We start from the raw sequence: 17,715 nt of genomic DNA, 5'->3' as shown, positions 1-17,715 counted from the left end.
GGCTCACCGGACCCGCCACGCCGGGTGCTCGTCCCCGATGGCGGGCGCCTCCACCAGGCCGTTCTCGACCGCCCCGTCGTCGCTCTCCGGTTCACACAGGTACACGGCGATCGCGCCGAGCGGCTGCTCGGTGTCGACCCGGAACCAGCCCTCGGGGGCCCGCCGGGCCTCCTCGCGCCACCGCACCGACACCTCGCCGACCCGGGCCGCCTCCAGGATCGCCCGTCCCCCCTCGGCGCCGAGCGACGCCACCCGGGCGACCTCGACGTCGTGGACGCCCCCGGCCGGCTCGACGCGGAGCCCGTGCCGGCGCAGGGCCTCGGCGATCGCCGGCGGCACGAGGTAGGCCCGCGGCCGATCCACCACCGTGGTCCCGACGAACCGCGCGTGGTGCGGGATCCGCAGGGTGACCGGCTCGCCGTCGAACGCCCGCGGGCTGCGCGTCAGGATGTCGATAGGGGTCCCGGTCGGCTCGAGGCGGTACCGGACCGCGACGCGCTCCGGCGGCCGGGCGCTCGCGGCCACGACCTCGCGGACCGCGTCGGCGTGGGCGGCGACCCAGGAGAGGGCCTCGATCTGCCACGCCGAGGCGGTCTGGACGCGCTCCTCGAACGGGAGATAGCTATAACACTCGAGCAGCAGGTCGAGCCGCCCCGTGAGCCCGCGGTAGTTCGAGCCGAACCGCGGGTGATGCGGGTAGGTCATCCAGCCGATGCCGACGGGCGACGCCGGGTCGACCTCGCCGTCCGCGTCGAGCACCCGCTCGTCCTCGACGAAGTTGCCGTACCAGCCGCTCTCGAAGCCGCGCCGCCGGACGGCGGCGATCACGTCGGGGACCAGGCGGTCGCGCACCATCGCGATCGGCTCCGGGCGGCCGGACTCGATGGTGTGCGGCACGTCGACCGTCATGTGGAACCGGTGCACCGACCCGTTGGTCGCGTGGTTGTCGATCGTGAGATCGGGCGCCCAGGGGATGCACACGCGCTGCTGGAGCAGGCGCATCTCGGGCGCGGCCTGGCGGAGGTAGTCGCGGTTCAGGTTGATGCCCTGGCTCTGGGTGCGGGTGCCCACGACGGGACCTGGCTGGCCGGTGAGCTTCCTGAGGTCGAGGCGGCGGTTCCGCGGGTCGAGCGCGTCGTTGCCATCCGCGTTGAACAGCGGAACGACGAGGAGCACGAGCGCGTCGAGCCAGTCGGGGTGGCGGCCGTCGAGCAGATCGCGGACGAGGGCGAGGCTGGCCTCCTTGCCCTCCACCTCGCCGGGGTGGATCCCGTCGAGCATCAGCACCACGGGGCGCCCGGCGCGGCGGGCCTCGTCCGGGGATCGCACGCCGTCCTTGGACAGCACGAGCAGCGGCAGCTCCCGCCCGCCCGGGCTGGTCCCGAAGGTGTTCACGTGCAGGCGCGGGTCGTTGCGGCCTTCGAGCGCGCGGACGAACCGCATGACGTCGGCGTGCAGGGAGGTCTCCCGGAATCCGGTGGCTTCGGCGCGGGTGAGCAGCATGGGCCCGATCTCTACCCCGCCGCGCGCAGCAGGGGGCAGTGATCGGCGACGACGGCGCGACGACGGCGCGCCTCGCCGGAAGAGCCCGCACGTGTGGTCGTGTGGTGGGTGTGGTGGACGAAGCGACGGAGTCCTCGTCCAGGCTGGTCAGAGCGACAGGACAGGACGCGACGCGAAACCATGGAAGGCTCGGCAGGCACGTCAGACACGCATGTCTTCCCGTCGCCACGGTCGCCGGCGCGCGCGGTCGGCACGCGGTGCCCAACGCGGTCCATGCGGCGACGCGGCGACCAGACGCTCAAAGAACGGATTGTCATTTTGGCAGGATGAGCCATTGTACAGGTGGCGGACGTGTCAGCTTTGGCAGAGCGGCGCAAGAAGCCCCTCGATCCATGCGCTGGTTCCAGCGGATGCCTGCTGGCACGACGCTCGCATTCGCAGGAGTTGTCACAGGGACGCTGGCAGCGAGCGGGCGCTCGCGAACGAGGCAGGTAGCACGATGTTGAAGATCCTCCGGAAGTTGAATGAAGGGAGCCTCCTCCAGCGCACAATGATGCATATCGCGGTGCTCGTCGCCGGATCTGCGAGCGTCGTCGCTCTGACCAGCGTGCTGCTCGTGTCGACCGCGAGGACCGTGCTGCCGCGCCACGACGCGACCGAGGCCGACACCGACAAGGCGGATGAGGAGCAGAGCGCGGACTCGGATGCTGATCCGAGCTCGTCGGAGGCGGCGGCGAGCCCCGCCGGCGCGAGAGGCGCGCCGAAGGCGCTGGCGCAGATGCGCATGGCGAATCGACGCGAGAGCGCGGTCGCGCGGTGATCACCGCATCAGCGCATCACGGCATGGCCTTGGCGCGAACACGCGGTGGCCGCCGCCTCGCCCCGGGGGCGTGAGCGCTCCCAGGTTCGCGACAGGACCCACGAGGGGACGAGCCGAGACTGCATGAAGCATTCGCTGTCGACCCGTCACCGGGCGCGCGGCTGGTGCTTGACACGCCCGAACGCTTTTCGGTCTCCTTCTCTCCTCCGTGCGCCTCGTCATCACCCACCGCTGCCCGAAGCCCTGCGAGACCGCTGACCCGCGGCTCACGCCGCGCTCGGAGGAACCGGCGCGGATCACGGCGAACGCGTCGTGACAGCGGCGCGCTGGCCAGGCTGGCTCACGCCGGAGCGGCGCGCCGCCGCGGCGCTGGTCGGGCTGGGCGCCGCCTTGCGGGCCGCCCTGTTCGCGGCGCAGCCGGAGCCGAGGGTCTGGTTCGACACCGGGACCTATCTCTTCTGCTCCCTGCCGGGCGCGGCTCCGGCGTTGGACCGGCAGCAGGGCTACTCCTGGTTCCTGCGTGGGCTCCGGGCGATCTCTCCGGATCTCCGGCTCATCCAGGCGACGCAGCTCGCCCTCGGCCTGATCACGGCGCTGCTGTTCTACGGGATCGCCCGGCGGCTCGCGCCGCGCCCGGGCTGGGCGCCGCTCGCGGCGCTCGGGCTGTGCCTGTTCTGGCCCACGAACCTGCTGCTCGAGACTCATGTGCTCTCGGAGGCGCTGTTCCTGTTCCTCGTCGCCCTCGCCGGCTACGCCGCTGCCGAAGGAGCACACCGCGGCTCCCCGTGGCTGCTCGGCGCGGCGGGCCTCGCGGCCGGCGCGAGCGCCTCGGTCCGGGTGGTGGGCCTCGCGGTCTGTGGGCTGCTCGCCGCACTGACCCTCGCCGCCGCCCTCCGCGGCCCGGCCTCCGGCGCCGGCGAGCGCGCGCGCCGCCTGCTCGCCCCCTGCGCCTTGGTCGTGGCGGCCAGCCTGATCGTGGTGGCTTACATGGGCCATTACCGGACTCATCGCGGCGCATGGGCGATGGAGAGCTGGGCCGGAATCAACCGCTATTGCATGCTCGCTCCCCTCATCCGACCCGAGCACGCCGCCCCGGACGAGCGCTCCGTCGCGTTCCTCCGGGAGCACGGCGACGGCAACCTGCGCGGCTTCGATTTCGTGATGTGGGACGATGAATCCCCCCTGGCCATCGCCGCCCGCGAGCTCCACCTCCCTCCGCCGGCGCTCGATCGCTGGGCGAGCCGCGTCGCGCTCAGCGCGGCGCTCGACAGGCCTGCCGACGCTGGACGGGTCCTTCTCCACCACCTCCAGGAGGCAACCCTGTCGGTGGGCACACTGGACCGGCACGTCAAGCTGACCCCGGCGTCCACCGCGCACCAGGCGGTGAAGCAGATCTACGGCATCGACGTGTCGACCTGGCACGAGACGCGCTCATTCACCCTCCCCTACCGCTGGCCGCTCGCCGTGCTCAAGCCGATCCTCGCGGCGGCCGCGCTCGGGGCGCTCGTGTTCCAGCTGTCGCGACGGCATCGCCGCGGTGTTCAGCTCGCCCTCGCGGGGAGCGCGCTGCTGTTCACGGCGGCGGTGTCGATATCCATCCTGCCGGAGCAGCGGCACGTGCAGCTGGCGGAGAACCTGATGCTGCTCAACGCCGCTCTCCTTGCGGGGCAGGTGCTCGAGGGGCGGCGGGCGCACGAGGGCACAGCGCGATGAACGCCCCGACCGCGGGAGCTCCGCGCCAGGACGCCCGCGGCTGGATCCGCTCGGCGCGTCCGTGATAGCACCTCTGCCGATGACCCAGCCCCCGAGCCCCCTCGCCACCCCCGTCGCGTGGAACCTGGTCGCCGACGACTACGCATCCGACATCGTCCCTCACTTCGAGAAATACGCCGCCGACGCGCTCCGGCTCGCCGGGGTCGGCCCGGGCGCCCGCGTGCTCGACGTCGCCGCCGGGCCGGGCACCCTGTCCCTCCTCGCCGCCGGGGAAGCGCGCGTGACCGCGGTCGATTTCGCACCCGCGATGGTCGAGCGGCTGCGCGAGCGCGCCGCGGCCGCGGGGCTCGCGGTGGACGCCCGCGTCGGCGACGGCATGGCGCTGCCCTTCGAGGAGGGCTCGTTCGACGCTGCCTTCTCGATGTTCGGGCTGATCTTTTTCCCCGACCGCGACCGCGGCTTCCGCGAGATCCTCCGGGTGCTGCGCCCCGGCGGCCGCGCGGTCGTCGCGAGCTGGGTGCCGATGGACAGGACGCCCCTCCTGGGCGAGCTCTTCTCGGCGATCGGCGCCGAGCTCCCCGGGCTGCCCTTCGGCGAGGGCAAAGCGCCGCTCGGAGACCCAGGCGAGTTCCGCGCCGAGATGGCGGCCGCCGGGTTCCGGGACGTCTCGGTGCACGAGGCGGAGCACTCCCGCGAGTCGCCCTCGACCGAGGAGTTCTGGCGCTCGGTGAGCAGGAGCAACGCGCCGCTGGTGCTCCTGCGCGACAAGCTGGGCGACGAGCGCTGGGAAGCGCTCGGCAAAGCGATCCTCGACAGGCTGCAGGCGCGGTTCGGCGACGGTCCTCAGCAGCTCTCGATGACCGCCCTCCTGGGCGTCGGCGTGCGCTAGCGACGCCATCGCAAACCGCGCCATGGGCCGCGTGGCGCCCCGAGGGCCCACGACGACCGCCCATTCCAGCGCAGCGACGCGGACTACGGAGCGACGCGGAGCGTCCGCGACGCCACGAGCGCCCGGCAGAGGGCGATCCGGTCGTCCAGGTCGAGCCCGGGCAGCTCGCGCACGTAGAAGATGCCGTGCCGGGCGATGAAGCGCAGCGCGGGCTCGCCCCAGGCGTCGACGCGGACGAGCACCGCGTCGCCATCGACGAGCTCCGCCTTGCCGTCGCTCAGCCGGACCGACACCTCGCGGTCGCGGACAACGCGACGCGGGCCGCAGACGGACGAAGCGTCGCTCCACGGCTCGGGCGGCGGCTCGCCGAAAAGGGCGCTGTACGCGTCCGCGAACTCGTCCCACGTCGCCTCGCGGCAGGCGTGCGTGACGGGCGCGTTGCTCGGCGCGTGGTGCAAGAAGCGCCCGAAGAAGCGCTGGCAGAAGTCGGCATATTCGATCGTGAAGAGGACGAACTGGTGCCAGGCCTCGTCGACCCGCAGCGAGAACATCGGGTAAGCGCGGGAGCGGTCGGAGTCGACGAGCCAGAGATAGCGCACGAGCTCCCGGAACAGCGCCTCTGCCTCGCGCTCGGTGGCCACGGTCTTGTTCATGAGCAGCTTGCTGATGACGAACGGCGCCCGGTAGGCAAAGAGATCAGGCCGCCTGGGCGCGCCCGTTGTCACGGCGTCTGTTTGCGTGGGCTGCGTGAGCTGCGTGGATTGCATGGGTCAGTTCTCCTGGGCTTCGAAGGGCTGAAAGGTCCCCCAGTCGACGAGGGCGCGGGCGAGCGCGAGCTGCTCTGCCTCCGCGAGGCCGGGGATGTCGCTGGGGCGGAGCTCCCGGGCGGTCGACGCCGCGCGGAGGGCGGGCCCGGCCCACGCGTCGACGCGGAGAAGGACCTGGGCGCGCCCGCCGCACCGCGCGACGAGCTCGGCGCGGCCCGCGCGGGGCGCCACGTCGAGATCCACGCCCGGCCAGCGGCGCGCGAGGACGGTGTGCGCGCCCAGGGCCTCGGTCCGGCCGAGCGCCCGGGCGGCGCGCCGCCGGGTCCCCGCGTCGCCGCAGGTGTGGAGGCGCGCGAGGAGCGCGGCGCCCTGGGGGCCCCGGCGCTCGAGGGCGTCGATCTGCGCCCGGCGAACGCACTCCCGCTCGTGCGCGAGGAGCGCCGCCGAGAGCGCGTCGTCCGGCTCGGCCCGGGGCGCCATGGGGGTCAGGCCCTCGATGGGGCCCACCTGCGCCTCGATGACCGGACCGTCGTGAGGGCCGAACAGGTGCAGCGAGATGGACCAGCTCCCCGTCGGGTTCCGCGGGTCGTGGATGCACGGCCCGTAGATGTGACCGACCCGCCCGGCCTCCGCGGAGAACAGGCGCTTCGGCACGAGCCGCCGCGCGCGGGCCGTCGCCTCCCAGTCGAAGGTCGCGACATCGAGCGTGTTGTGGACCACCGCCGTGACCGTCCAGTCCGAGTGCTCGTGAGCGCCGGCCGCGCGCCCGGGCCGCCAGTACGCGAACGCGAGGCGCACGCCGAGCTCGGGGAGGACGTGAAACGGCGCGAGATCCGGCGCGCCGTCGCGACGCTCGATCTCGAGCGCGAAGAGGTCGAGCAGGAGCTCATCGTCCGAGAGCCCGGCGCGGACCGCGCCCTCGACCGCGCGGACGTGATCGCGCGGCGGACGGCCGCGGCCCTCGGGGCCCGGAAAATCGAGCCGCCCGAAGAGGGCGGTGAGCTCGGCGAGCCTCATGGCGCGACCCGGAGGAAGTCGCCCTTCACGAGCGGACGGCAGAGCGCCACGCGCTCGCCGTCCTCGAGGCCGGGGAGCTCGCGGACATAGAAGTGATCGCAGTCGACGATGAACTGCAGCGCGTCCTTCGCCCACGCGTCGATGCGCAGGAGGACACGCGGCGGCTCCAGCGACCACACGAGCTCTGCCCTCCCCTGCTCGACCCGCACGAAGATGGGGCGGCCGAACGTGACGCGGATGAGCCGGGTGTCGGGCGTCACGGCGAGCTCGTCGCTCCACGCCGCGGAGACGGGCCCGAAGAGCGCCTCGTACTCGGCGCGAAACTCGGCGCGGGTCATCTCGGGGCGCGATCCGGGGCCGCCGCGAGGAGCCGTGTTGGCGGTGTGGTGGACGAACTCGCCGAAGAAGCGGTGTCCGAAGGCCGCGTACTCCTCGGTGAAGAGGACGAGCTGGTGCCAGACCTCGTCGATCCTCCGGGAGAACATGGGGACTTGCCGGGTCCGGTTCGCCTCGCAGAGGAAGAGGTATTTCTTTACCTCGTCGAGGAGCCGCGCCGCCTCCTCGCAGGAGGGGACCACCCGGTCCTTCACGAGCTTCTCTTCGAGCCACGGCGCACGGAAGGAGAGCAGTTCGGGGATGATTGACGTGTCCATCACGCCGGGCCCGTTGCGAACCTCGTGCCGAGCGGCGCTCACCCGCTTCGGATACGGGCCCATCTCGACGTTTTCGGTGCTCGGCGCACAGGAGTGCGCTTGCGCGCCGAAAACGCCGATCTGGGCCCGTCTCCTGTGCGGGTGAGCGCCGCTCGGAGCCCCAACTTGTGCACCGGGGCTGACCCGATCGGGAAGGGTGATGCCAGACGGATTTCCCCAATTGGGAAAGGGGTTGCTCAAGCGCGGCCGATACCGCGCCGAAGCGGCCGATACCGCGCCAAAAACGGCGTGGCACGGCGACTGCAATAGCCCTCCTCGCGGGACGCCGAGTCCCCGAATGAAATAACCAACCCATCCACGGAGCAATCGCCATGAACGAGCAGATCAAGGTCGAGGTCGAGGTCGAGTCGAAGCAGGAGACCGTCGAGGAGCGCCCTGCGCGCCTGACGGTGGAGGTCCCCACGGAGCTCCAGGCGGGCGTCGGCCCGGCCGTTTGCACCTGTCCGCCCGGCTGCTGCGGCAGCGGCAACTGAGCGGCCGTCGAGGCGCCGAATGCCGCAGCCCGCGGCGACCGGCTCCTCGAACCTGACGACACGACCGCGGAGGCCCGCGCTGCGATGAGCAGCGTCGGGCCTTTCGCGTTCAAGACGCACGATGCGCCGGCGAGGCCGGCCGTTCACGCCGAAGGCTCACAGATCGAAGCGACCCGACGCCTCGGGCTGATAGACGATGCGCTCGATCCGGAGCCGCCGGGTGCGGCTCGGCGTGGGCCACTCCACCTCGTCGGCCTCTCGACAGCCGAGCAGCGCGAGCCCCATCGGCGCGAGCACCGAGATACGGCCGCTCTTCACGTCGGCGATCCCGGGAAACACCACGGTCACGCAGAGCCGCTCCTCCGTGTCGAGATCGAAGAGGTCGACCGTGGAGTTCATGGTGACGACGTTCGGCGGGATATCCCCTGGCTTCACGACGTCGGCGCGCTCGATCTCGATCTCGAGCGCCTCCAGGTTCGGGGAGTCTCCCCCGGGCCGCGCGCGCAGCGCCTCGAGCAGCCGCGCGAGGCGATCGCGGTCAAATTCGGTGAGGACGATGGGGTTCGAGTGAGGTGCCATGAGCTGGGATCTCCTTGTGTCGTCGGTGCGATCCGGGCTTGGCCGAAGGTCCGCGCCGGCGAGCTGGACGGCGTGAGTGCTCGCCCAGGTCGCCCGCTCAGGCGCCCTCGACGCCAGGCCCGCTTCCTTCCGGGAGCGGCCAGCGAAAGACGCCGGAAGGCCGCTCCCCTACGAGCGTGCGGGCGACCTCCGGCAGAGGAGCCGGGATCGCAGGGGAATGAGCGCGCTACGCGCGCCGCGGCAAGGCCACGAACGCGACGCGACGGGGTGCAGGCAGGCGCTCATTCCTGAGCATGGTAACACGACGGTCCCCCCCAGCGCCATGACAAGACAAGGGGAGGCGCGCCCGGGAAGCGGTCCTCATTTGCCGCTGTCGTTCCCGCGACCTTGCATCATCCCCAGGCGGGCTCGGCCATTGACCGGGTTGGTGCTGAGCTGGTCGAAGCACCGATTCGCCTCGCCCTCTCCCGCCGATTCATCGCAGATCCCACCCACGGGCTCGGAGACCTTGTCGATAAAGCGTCACTTTTCCTGGAGGGATGCGGTTCGCGCAAGGTTATCTCTGCCAACCAGCGCGCGCAGCGTGGCTGTGCGCACGGAACTAGCGATGTGCCTACCGACCAGCGCTCACGCTGGCGACAACACCCTAGGTCGAGGCCGTCCTCCGCTCCCTCACGTCACGTTCACGGGTGCGCGATGACGATCAGCGCCGGCGCCCGCTCCAGCACGGCGCCAACGCACTCGCGGGCGGTAAGCGGATCCAGCGCGCCGAAGCTCTCGTCGAGGATCACGGCGTCCGAGCGCTGGAGCAGCGCCCGCGCCAGGAACAGCCGGCTCCGCTCTCCATGCGACAGCTGCCACCCCGTCTCGCCCACGACCTGATCGAGCCCCGAGGGCATCCTGTCCAGCAGCGGCCCGAGCCCCAGCTTGCGACACACGACCTCCGCCTCCCGCCGGTCCTCGGGCGACGCGGGCCACGCGCGGCCCATCAGCAGGTTGAACGCGAGCGTCCCGGAGAGAACGTGGTTGTCGTGGAACTGCGGCGCGCTCGCCACGCGGCTGCGCCACGCCGCGCCGCCCAGCGTCCGCCGGTCGAGGCCGCGCAGCAGCACGAGCCCCGACGACGGCGCGTGAAGGCCGCTGAGCACGGCCGCGAGCGTCGACTTGCCGCCGCCGGAGCGCCCCTCGATCAGCAGCCGGTCGCCCTTCGAGAGGACCAGATCGCAGCCGCGGAGGACGGGCTCGCCGCGCGCCCCGTCGTAGCGGAACGACACGCCCCGCGCCTCGATCACGACGTCCGACGCCGCGGGGCGCCCGAGCACGGCCTGCGGGATCCCGGCGGGCTCGCGCCCCTCGGCCGCCACGAAAAGCCGCGCGATCGAGCGCCACGAGACGGCGGCGGAGAGCAGCGCGCCGAGGCTCGTCGCCAGCGTCGCGAACGCGGCCTGCGCCTGGAGGATGCCGCCGGTCGCGACGACGAGCGGGCCCGCGCCCACCCCGCCCAGGACCGCCGGGACCAGGCCGAGCAGCCCGAGCGCGAGCCACCCGCGCGCCGGGAGCGACGCAAGGAGATCCCCCACGCGATCCATCCCGCGCGCAGCGCGGTGGTAGCGCTCGAGCGCCGCGTCCTCCTCGATGTGGTGGAGGTGCGAGGCCTGCTGGGCGACGCGCGTCCGGTGCCCGACGACGTGCTCCACGAAGCCGCTCGTGATCGCGAACCGCTCGCCCGTCCACGCCGCCCGCTCCCGGGCGAAGCGGCGCCCGAGCAGCGCCACGGCGAGCGTCCACCCGAGGAGCAGCGCGACGTGGAGGCCGCCGCCGGCGCCGGCGGCGAGGACCGCCGCGGCGCTCGCGAGCTGCACGAGCGCGACGATCGCCCCGAGCGCGCCGCCGAGCCCGGCCGTCTCGACCGCCTCGGACTCGGAGACCATCGCCAGCAGCTCGCCCGAGCCGCGCGCCCGGATCGTCGCCGGATCCAGGCGGAGCGCGCCGCACAGCAGGCGCTGCTTGAGGAGCGCGGCGACGTCGATCGTGAGCATGCCCCCCGTGAACGAGGCGAACAGCTGCACGAAGAGCGCCGAGAGCGACAGGAGCACCCACGCGAGCAGCCACCCCGGCTGCACGTCGCCGTCGAGCGCGCCCGCGCCGATCAGCCACCAGGCGAAGACGCCGAGCGCGATCTGCAAAGCGGCGGCCGCGAGGAAGATCGCGCCCCGGCGGAGCACCCCGCGCCTCGAGAGCAGGCGCCGGAAGCGCGACCCTGGATCGGGGCGCAGCAGCCACACGCCGTCGATGGGGCGATCCGCGACGAGCTGGGCGAGCAGCTCGTCGCGCGCCCGCGCGGCGCGCCGCGGCGGGACGCGCGCCGCGGCGAGCCACTTGTCGACGTGCGACGCGGGGCGATCCTCGAGGTGGGCGGTGAGCGCCCGGCGCACGGTCTCCAGCGGGATCCGCGCCGGCCTGAGCGCCGGCGTCAGCACCGAGAGCCCCCGCCGGCCCGCGGACACCACCGCGAGGTAGCCCTGCTCGACGCGGACGATCGAGGGGCCGAGGGACGGGAGCGCGCGCGCGAGCTCGGCGAAGCTGCACTGGACGGCCTCCGCCTCGACGCCCATGCACCCCGCGTACGCCTCGATCCACGCGGTGGGGTCGCCCTCCGGCGGCGCGCCGGGCGACGGCGCCGCGCCGCTCGCGAGCCCGCACGCGGCCGTGAGCGCGCTCATCGCGTGGCCGAGCGCGGACGGCTGCCACGCGAGCCCGCCCAACGTTGCGGCCTGTCCGGCCTCGCCCGCCTTCACGCCGCCCCCTGGAGGAGCCGGCCGCCCTCCATCGTCGCGCTCCGGAAGCGCTCCTTCGACCAGACCTCGTCGCGCGCCCGCGCGTCCGCCTCGGCGAGCGCGCGGTAGCGGCTCCGCGGGTCGTCCATGAGCTCGCGCGGCGCGCCGTCCTCGACGACCCTGCCCCCCTCGACGACCAGCACGCGGTCGAAGCCGAGCGTGTCCATGACGTCGTGGCTGACGAGGACGAGCGTCGAGCGCCCCCAGTGCTCCCGCGCGCGCGCGAGCAGCTCACGGCGGCGCTCGCGCTCGAGCCCGCGGAACGGCTCGTCGAGGAGCACGAGGCGGGCGTCGCCCTTCATGAGCGCCCGCGCGAGGCGGACGCGCTGCCCCTGCCCGCCCGACAGGCGCGCGCCCCCCTCGCCGATCGCCGCCTGCAAGCCGTCGGGCAGGCTCTCCAGGACGCCGGTGAGCTCGGCCTGGCTCATGGACAGGGGCACGCGCGCGAGGGCGTCGCCGGCGTGGCCGAAGGTGATGTTCTCGAGGAGCGTGCGGTTCCAGAGCTGGATCGCCGGGTCCACCCACGCGGTCGCGCGGCGCAGGCGCTCGACCGCCGCGTCGTCGAAGGGGCGCCCGTCGACGAGCACCTCCCCCCCGGACGCCCGCAGCCACCCGAGGAGCAGCGAGAGAAGCGACGACTTCCCCGCGCCCGACGCCCCCACGATCGCCACGTGCGCCCCCGCCGGGACGCTCAGCGAGACATCGGACAGGAGCGTGTGCCCTCCCGCCTTCACGCTCACGCCCCGGAGGTCGATCGACGTAGCGCACGCGGCGGCCAGCGTGGCGCCCTGCGCGGCGCGCGCCGCGTCGACGGCGTCCTCTGCGGGCGCGCGGGGCAGGTCCATCTCCGGCGCCGCGAGCGGCGCGAAGAGGCGCACGGACGCGTTGCGCACGTTCTTCCAGCCGAGCAGCGCCGCGACGAGCTCCTGGGCCGCCGCGGGGAGGCGGAGCGACCAGAACACGAGCAGGAGCAGCGCCGCCGCCGGGCCGCCGGAGGCGACGTAGCCGCCGACGATCGCGACCGCCACGGCGGTGCTCGCGATCCCCTGGGCGGCCTGCATGGCGGTGGACTGCGCGTGCACGAGCCGGCCGGTCCGCGCCCACTCGACGAGCAGCGCCTCGTGTTCGCGCCGCACCGCCCGCTCCGCGCCGTGGACGCGGATGGGCACGACGCCGAGAAGGGCGTCGAGGTAGAACCGCTCGAGCGACGCCGCGTGCGTGCGCAGGCGCATGAGGCTCTCCACGAGCGGCCTCCGCGCGAGGTACGGCGCGGCGAGCGCGACCGCCGCCGCCACCAGCGACAGCCACGCGCCGCCCGGGTAGAGCCAGACGACCCCGAGGAGCGTCGCGGCGAACGACAGCGCCGCGCGCGCGATGCGGGCGAAGAGCGCCGGGGCCTCGCGCATCAGGTGCATCGCGTGGCCCCGCGCGGTCATGTCCGAGGTCGGCCGGCTGCGCAGGTAGCGATCCTCGAGCCGCGGCAGCTTCTCCAGGAACGCGGCGCGGAAGCGCACCTCGAGGGCGCGCCCGAGGCGCGAGACGGCGTGGGCCACGAAGATCTCGAGCGCCAGGCCCCCGGCGGCGAACGCGACGAGGGCGAGGAGCCCGAGCGCGCGCTGGTACTCGACGGTGACGCTCTTCACCGCGTCGAACAGCCCGCGGAGGATGACCACGTCGATCGCCGCGATGGCCGCGCTCGCCGCGAGGGCGACCCCGACGAGCGCGAGCGCCCCGCCCGCGTCCGCGCGCAGCATCCAGAAGAACAGGCGCGAGGGGGACGGCGTCGGCAGCTCCAGCTCCCGGCGAACGGACGCCGGCAGCGCCGCGGTCGCGGTAGCGCGCGGCGCAGGCCGGTCCGGCGCGGCCGCGCGCGCGGCCTCGGGCGCGGCGCTGCCGCGGTAGCTCGGCGGCGGCGCCGCGGCGGGCGGCGCAGAGGCGCGCGCGGCCGCGCTGGCCCGGCTCGCGCCGCGCTGACGCGGGCCGACGTGGACGATGACCGCGCCATGCACGAGGAGCTTCCCCGGCGCCTTGCCCTCCGTGGCCCAGAAGAACCCCTTCGGGATGGCGCCCGCCTCCCCGGCGAGGGCGCGCTCGAAGACGCCCTCGAGCACGCGCTGCGCCTCGCCCCCGCGCGCGATCGCGCCGCCGCGGACGAGGCGCGCCACCATCCGCACCGCGGCGTCGAGCGCCGCGAAGGGCCGCCACCCCGGGTCCGCGTCGGCCCGGGCGATCAGCGCCTCCCCGTCCGCTCGCAGCGCGCGCAGCTTCGCGCGGAGCGGGCCGAGCGAGTCCGCGGACGACGCCCACCGCCGCCACCGCTCGATCGAGATCGGGATCGGGAAGTGCGGCATGTCCTCCATGAAGCGCGCTGAGCGCACCCAGCGGCGCCCGCTGCCGGGGTCGAGGATCTGCACGAACGGCCCGAGCCGGCGCCAGACGACCACGAAGTGGAGCGCGCCGCCCGCGCCGCGCTTGACCACGATCGCGGGGAGGCAGTCGGCCTCTGGCAGGAGGAAGCTGTCGTGGGGGACCACCACCTCGGCGGTCGCGAGCCCGAGCTCCTGCCCGAGCGCGGCGAGCGCGTCGATCGACGTCCCGTCCACGTCCGTCTGGCAGCGGTCGCGGAGCCACTCGTAGTGCACGTCGACGCCGAACCCCTGCAGCACCGCCTTGAGCGCGGCGGGGCCGCAGTCCATGAGCGACGCCTGCAGCACCTCGGGGACGAGGAACGCGCGCTTCATCGCGCACCTCCCGGCGCCACGGCGCGCAGGAGGAGCGCCCACGGAGCGACGCGCTCCACCTCGACCTCGGCGGTCCCAGGCATCCCGTGCTGCACCGGGATCGACGCCGCGCTCTCCGGCCGCACGAGCAGCTCGACGCGGATCGCGCCGTCGTACGGCTCGCTCGCGACGTGGGAGACCTCCCCCTCGATCATGCCGAACTGCGTCCACGCGAACCCGTCGAGGCGCATCCGCGCCCTCTGCCCGGGGACGACGCGCCCCACCGCGTCGGACGGCGCGAAGAGGGCGACGGCGTGGAGGTCGTCGCCCGGGACGACCGTCGCCACGAGGTCGCCCGGCTTGAGCACGTCCCCCACCTGGAGCGCCGCGATGTTCCCGAGCTTCCCCGCGATGGGCGCGCGGACCTTGCGCCGCTCGATCTGCGCGAGCGCCGTGTGCACCGCCGCGTCGGCCGCCTGCTGCTCGGCCACCAGATCCCCGAGCGCGCGCCCGAGCTCGGCGAGGCGGGCCGCCGTCTGCCGCTCGTCGTGGCGCCCCGCGACCGAGAGCCGCCGGAGATCGGCGCGCGCCCCCTCCGCCTTGAGCTGCTCGTCGGCGGCGCGGCTCTTCGCCTCGAGGTGGTCGGCCGTCGACGCGAGCCGCTCGTCGTGCAGGCGCTCCGACATCGCGCGCAGCTCCTCGCCGTGCGCGGCGGAGAGATCCCGCTGGCGCAGGTCGATCCTGGCGCGCGCGACCGAGGCGTCGGACAGCTTCACCTGCCACGCGCGCACCTCCTCCTCGACCGCGATCTGGTGCTGCAGCGCCTCGATCTTCGGCGCGAGCGCGGCCGCCCTCGTGCGCTCCTCCTCCAGGCGCCGCTCCTCGACGGCGGCGTCCAGCTCGACGAGCACCTCCCCTTGCTCCACGTGGCGGCCGAGCGAGACCTGCACCACCGACACGCGCCCGGCCTCGACGGCGGCCACGCGGTGGGCCATCCGGCTGACCTCCAGGCGCGCCTTCCCGGTCGTCGCGTAGACCGAGACGCGCGCCGCGTGCATCCAGCCCGCCCAGGCGCCGAGCACGGCGAGGATCACGGCGAGGCGGATCCAGGTCCTCGGACCGCGCTCGATCTCGAGCGACCGCATCGTGCGGAAGAACGGCGAGGCCACGTCAGCACTCCTCCAGCGCGACCTTCTTGCGGGGCCGCGCGATGCCGTACGTGTTGAGCTTGTTGGTGAGCGTGCGCCGCGACACGCCGAGCAGCTCGGCGGCCCGCGTCTGGTTCTGGCGGGACTGCTCGAGCGCCGCGACGATGCGGTCTCGCTCGAAGGAGCGCAGATCGCCCTTGATCCCGGCCTCGACCGGCGCCCGCGGCGCCTCCAGCATCAGGTGGTCCGCGCCGATCGGCCCGCCCTTCGACATCACGACCGCGCGCTCGACCACGTGGCGCAGCTCCCGGACGTTCCCCGGCCAGGCGTGCGAGAGGAGCGCGGCCGTCGCCTCCTTCGCGAGCGGCGGCGCCGGGCGCGCGAGCCGCTGCGAGAGGCGCGCCGCGAAGAGCTCCGCGAGCGGCAGGATCTCGGAGGTGCGGGCCCGGAGCGGCGGGATCCGCAGGGTGATCGCGTTGAGGCGGAAGTAGAGGTCCTGGCGGAAGCTCCCCTCCCGCACCATCCGCTCGAGATCGCGGTGCGTCGCCGCGATCACGCGGACGTCCACGCGGCGCGGGCGCGTGCTCCCGACGCGGACGATCTCGCCGTACTCCAGCGTGCGGAGCAGCTTCGCCTGCGTGCGCGGGGACAGCTCCCCCACCTCGTCGAGGAAGAGCGTGCCCTCGTGGGCGGCCTCGAACAGCCCTTCGCGCGGCGCCACCGCCCCGGTGAACGCGCCGCGCTCGTGGCCGAAGAGCTCGCTCTCGACGAGCGACTCCGACAGGCTCGCGCAGTTGACCTTCACGAAGCGCTCGCGCGGGTGCCGCGACATGCCGGCGATCCACTCCGCCACCACCTCTTTTCCCGTCCCGGTCTCGCCGAGGATCAGGACCGGCAGCGGCGTGGGCGCCACGGTCTCGAGGGCCTCGCGCAGGCGCCTCATCTCCGGATCGAGCGCGAGAAAACCGCTGGAACAGCCATCCACCATGAAAGCTCCCCCTCGCGCCGAAGGCGCGGGACGGCGTGTCGCAGGTGCGACCGAGTTCAGGAGCGAGCCGAAGCAAGTCGGTGGCCAACGCGCCGATCCATCGATGAACGGACTGGCCTGGATGCCCGCGTGCTCCGTGGCGGCGCGAGGCACCGCCGAGGAGAGCGAGCAGGGCGCGCAGGATGTCCCGCGCGGAGGCTGCGCGTCGAGGCTCGCCGCGCCGCCTGGAGGCCGGAGCCTCCACCTGATGGCGGGCGCCGCCACCAGGAAGGAGCGAGACGCTCACGGCGCGGGCGCGCCGCTGTCATGGACTGTCATTGCGTCGACCGTCGATCTGGCCGGCCGGCCAGCGCGGGCGCCGACGTCGAGGGCAGCCGCGCCACGTCGGCGCGACTTGCGCAACATCGGCACGTCGTGCGCCACGCCAACGCGGGCACCGGGGCGCGTGGTCCTCGCCGGAGACCGAGCGCGTGTTCGTCCGCGCGGGGGCGCCCCGTGGGCCGCCAGGGTGCCGCCAGCAGCCTCCGGCCGCGGCGGGTGTTATCGCAGGACGCCGAGGGCGGTCTCGATCTGGTTGCGGGCGACGACGCCGTGATCGTCGATCGAGTAGTCGTCGGCCTCGAGCCGGAAGGTGCGCGTCGCGGTGACGTCCGCCCGGCCGCTGAAGCGGTACGGGATGACGGGCGACGAGAGCGTCTCGCGGAGCAGCTGGAGGCCGAGATCGACGGGGACGCTGACGGGGACGCGGACCTGGGTCGTGCGGTCGGAAGCGAGCCATACGCCGTCGCCGTCGGCCCGGAAGTCGACCGCCAGCGGGTAGCGGCCGGCGAGCACGACCTGACCGCGCACCGCGCGGACAGCGACGTCGTACGAGTTCGGGTTGTGGACGTTGACGACGATCGTCATGAGGATGCCGAGGCTCGGCGGGAAGGCGATGCGGATCCCTGTGATCTCGGCGTGGTCGAGCTGCATCGTCGGCTTGCTGACGCACGCGGCGCCGGCGATCGCCGTCAGCGCTGCGAGCGCGAGCGCGGGCAGGCGGCGCACGGGGTTGGTCTTCCGGGGAAACGGCACGAGCGCGAGCTTAACCGCGCAGGGCCGCGCCGTCACCTCGTGGCGGGGCGGGCGCGGCGAACGGCGGCGCGCGAACGGCGGGCCGCGGCGCTCCGTTCGCGCCGGCGACGCCGTGAAGCCGTCCACGAGCCCCAGCGGGACGGTGAACACCGCCAGGCCAAGATCGCGGACGTCCAGTCGCCCGAAGACGGGCACGTCGACGACGCCCGCGCTCGGGAGTCGCTCCAGAGCAACGAGCAGGCGACAACGCACGTCACGAGAGCTCGGATCACGACGGGAGGTCGTATGCAGCGTGGCTGTCGTACGATGCGTGCTCAGCAGCCAAGGCCACGCATCCACGACCGGCTGGTGTCCATCGCGGCCAAAGACGATCTCTGACCCCACCCCTCGGAGGCTCCCGCCGCTGAACGCCTTTATCATCCTGTCGTGTCGTGTCGCGTCGTGTCGCGCGCCTCGGAGAGCCCCTCGGCGGCG

Annotated in this window: 14 protein-coding genes; 4 read left to right on the top strand and 10 right to left on the bottom strand. The window is 73.7% G+C overall.

From position 1 onward, the window contains the following. Positions 1-3: 3 nt before the first annotated feature. Positions 4-1,503 (bottom strand): M14 family metallopeptidase, encoded by a 1,500-nt coding sequence (locus tag WME82_RS15255; RefSeq protein ID WP_438043427.1) that lies wholly within the window; start codon positions 1,501-1,503, stop codon positions 4-6. Positions 1,504-2,002: 499 nt separating this feature from the next. On the opposite strand from WME82_RS15255, the gene WME82_RS15250 reads away from it, so the two are divergent. The 3 genes from WME82_RS15250 (at position 2,003) to WME82_RS15240 (ending at position 4,925) form a co-directional block, all read left to right on the top strand. Continuing rightward, entirely contained in the window at positions 2,003-2,323 is a 321-nt protein-coding gene (locus WME82_RS15250; protein WP_437746199.1) for a hypothetical protein, read from the top strand. A gap of 312 nt (positions 2,324-2,635) precedes the next feature. Beyond that, the gene (locus WME82_RS15245; protein WP_438043426.1) at positions 2,636-4,036 is read left to right on the top strand and encodes a hypothetical protein; all 1,401 of its coding nucleotides are present in this window, start codon (positions 2,636-2,638) and stop codon (positions 4,034-4,036) included. Positions 4,037-4,115: 79 nt separating this feature from the next. Then, complete coding sequence (locus WME82_RS15240) at positions 4,116-4,925, top strand: class I SAM-dependent methyltransferase (protein WP_438043425.1); 810 nt, start codon at positions 4,116-4,118, stop codon at positions 4,923-4,925. Positions 4,926-5,008: 83 nt separating this feature from the next. Here the strand turns inward: WME82_RS15240 and WME82_RS15235 are convergent, their stop codons facing one another. From WME82_RS15235 to WME82_RS15225, 3 genes are read right to left on the bottom strand one after another with little or no spacing between them, the layout of a single operon-like run. Then, a complete protein-coding gene (locus tag WME82_RS15235) occupies positions 5,009-5,692 on the bottom strand; it encodes a glycine-rich domain-containing protein (protein WP_438043424.1) in 684 nt (227 codons plus the stop codon). Positions 5,693-5,695: 3 nt separating this feature from the next. Then, positions 5,696-6,709 (bottom strand): hypothetical protein, encoded by a 1,014-nt coding sequence (locus tag WME82_RS15230; RefSeq protein ID WP_438043423.1) that lies wholly within the window; start codon positions 6,707-6,709, stop codon positions 5,696-5,698. Then, the gene (locus WME82_RS15225) at positions 6,706-7,365 is read right to left on the bottom strand and encodes a hypothetical protein (protein ID WP_438043422.1); all 660 of its coding nucleotides are present in this window, start codon (positions 7,363-7,365) and stop codon (positions 6,706-6,708) included. Before WME82_RS15225 ends, WME82_RS15230 begins: the two co-directional genes overlap by 4 nt. Before the next feature lie 368 nt (positions 7,366-7,733). Between WME82_RS15225 and WME82_RS15220 the strand changes: the two genes are divergently transcribed. Continuing rightward, positions 7,734-7,895, top strand: coding sequence for a hypothetical protein (locus WME82_RS15220; RefSeq protein ID WP_437746193.1), 162 nt, complete (start codon positions 7,734-7,736; stop codon positions 7,893-7,895). Between the two features lie 156 nt (positions 7,896-8,051). Here the strand turns inward: WME82_RS15220 and rnk are convergent, their stop codons facing one another. The 6 genes from rnk to WME82_RS15190 form a co-directional block, all read right to left on the bottom strand. Then, positions 8,052-8,474 carry a nucleoside diphosphate kinase regulator gene (gene rnk / locus WME82_RS15215; protein WP_438043421.1) on the bottom strand — a complete coding sequence of 141 codons (423 nt, stop codon included), beginning with the start codon at positions 8,472-8,474 and terminating at the stop codon, positions 8,052-8,054. 683 nt (positions 8,475-9,157) lie between these two features. Beyond that, positions 9,158-11,272, bottom strand: coding sequence for an ATP-binding cassette domain-containing protein (locus WME82_RS15210; protein WP_438043420.1), 2,115 nt, complete (start codon positions 11,270-11,272; stop codon positions 9,158-9,160). Beyond that, positions 11,269-14,052: an ATP-binding cassette domain-containing protein gene (locus WME82_RS15205; RefSeq protein ID WP_438043419.1), complete on the bottom strand. Its 2,784-nt coding sequence runs from the start codon at positions 14,050-14,052 to the stop codon at positions 11,269-11,271. Before WME82_RS15205 ends, WME82_RS15210 begins: the two co-directional genes overlap by 4 nt. Then, positions 14,049-15,200, bottom strand: a complete 1,152-nt coding sequence (locus tag WME82_RS15200; RefSeq protein ID WP_438043418.1) for an HlyD family secretion protein — start codon at positions 15,198-15,200, stop codon at positions 14,049-14,051. Before WME82_RS15200 ends, WME82_RS15205 begins: the two co-directional genes overlap by 4 nt. Before the next feature lies 1 nt (position 15,201). Next, positions 15,202-16,167 carry a sigma-54 interaction domain-containing protein gene (locus WME82_RS15195; protein WP_438043417.1) on the bottom strand — a complete coding sequence of 322 codons (966 nt, stop codon included), beginning with the start codon at positions 16,165-16,167 and terminating at the stop codon, positions 15,202-15,204. 540 nt (positions 16,168-16,707) lie between these two features. Beyond that, positions 16,708-17,493, bottom strand: coding sequence for an LEA type 2 family protein (locus tag WME82_RS15190; RefSeq protein ID WP_438043416.1), 786 nt, complete (start codon positions 17,491-17,493; stop codon positions 16,708-16,710). Between the last annotated feature and the right edge of the window lie 222 nt (positions 17,494-17,715).

It is taken from the genome of Sorangium sp. So ce128, assembly GCF_051525245.1.
Lineage (GTDB): Bacteria > Myxococcota_A > Polyangia > Polyangiales > Polyangiaceae > Sorangium > Sorangium cellulosum_B.
The sequence above is the reverse complement of the archived record's forward strand: the minus strand, read 5'-3'. Positions and strand labels throughout refer to the sequence as shown.

Excerpts from the sequence above, each read along its gene's own strand:
- WME82_RS15255 (WP_438043427.1), bottom strand. The coding sequence starts at position 1,503 with ATGCTGCTCACCCGCGCCGAAGCCACCGGATTCCGGGAGACCTCCCTG.
- WME82_RS15250 (WP_437746199.1), top strand. The coding sequence starts at position 2,003 with ATGTTGAAGATCCTCCGGAAGTTGAATGAAGGGAGCCTCCTCCAGCGC.
- WME82_RS15240 (WP_438043425.1), top strand. The coding sequence starts at position 4,116 with ATGACCCAGCCCCCGAGCCCCCTCGCCACCCCCGTCGCGTGGAACCTG.
- WME82_RS15235 (WP_438043424.1), bottom strand. The coding sequence starts at position 5,692 with ATGCAATCCACGCAGCTCACGCAGCCCACGCAAACAGACGCCGTGACA.
- WME82_RS15230 (WP_438043423.1), bottom strand. The coding sequence starts at position 6,709 with ATGAGGCTCGCCGAGCTCACCGCCCTCTTCGGGCGGCTCGATTTTCCG.
- WME82_RS15220 (WP_437746193.1), top strand. The coding sequence starts at position 7,734 with ATGAACGAGCAGATCAAGGTCGAGGTCGAGGTCGAGTCGAAGCAGGAG.
- rnk (WP_438043421.1), bottom strand. The coding sequence starts at position 8,474 with ATGGCACCTCACTCGAACCCCATCGTCCTCACCGAATTTGACCGCGAT.
- WME82_RS15205 (WP_438043419.1), bottom strand. The coding sequence starts at position 14,052 with ATGAAGCGCGCGTTCCTCGTCCCCGAGGTGCTGCAGGCGTCGCTCATG.
- WME82_RS15195 (WP_438043417.1), bottom strand. The coding sequence starts at position 16,167 with ATGGTGGATGGCTGTTCCAGCGGTTTTCTCGCGCTCGATCCGGAGATG.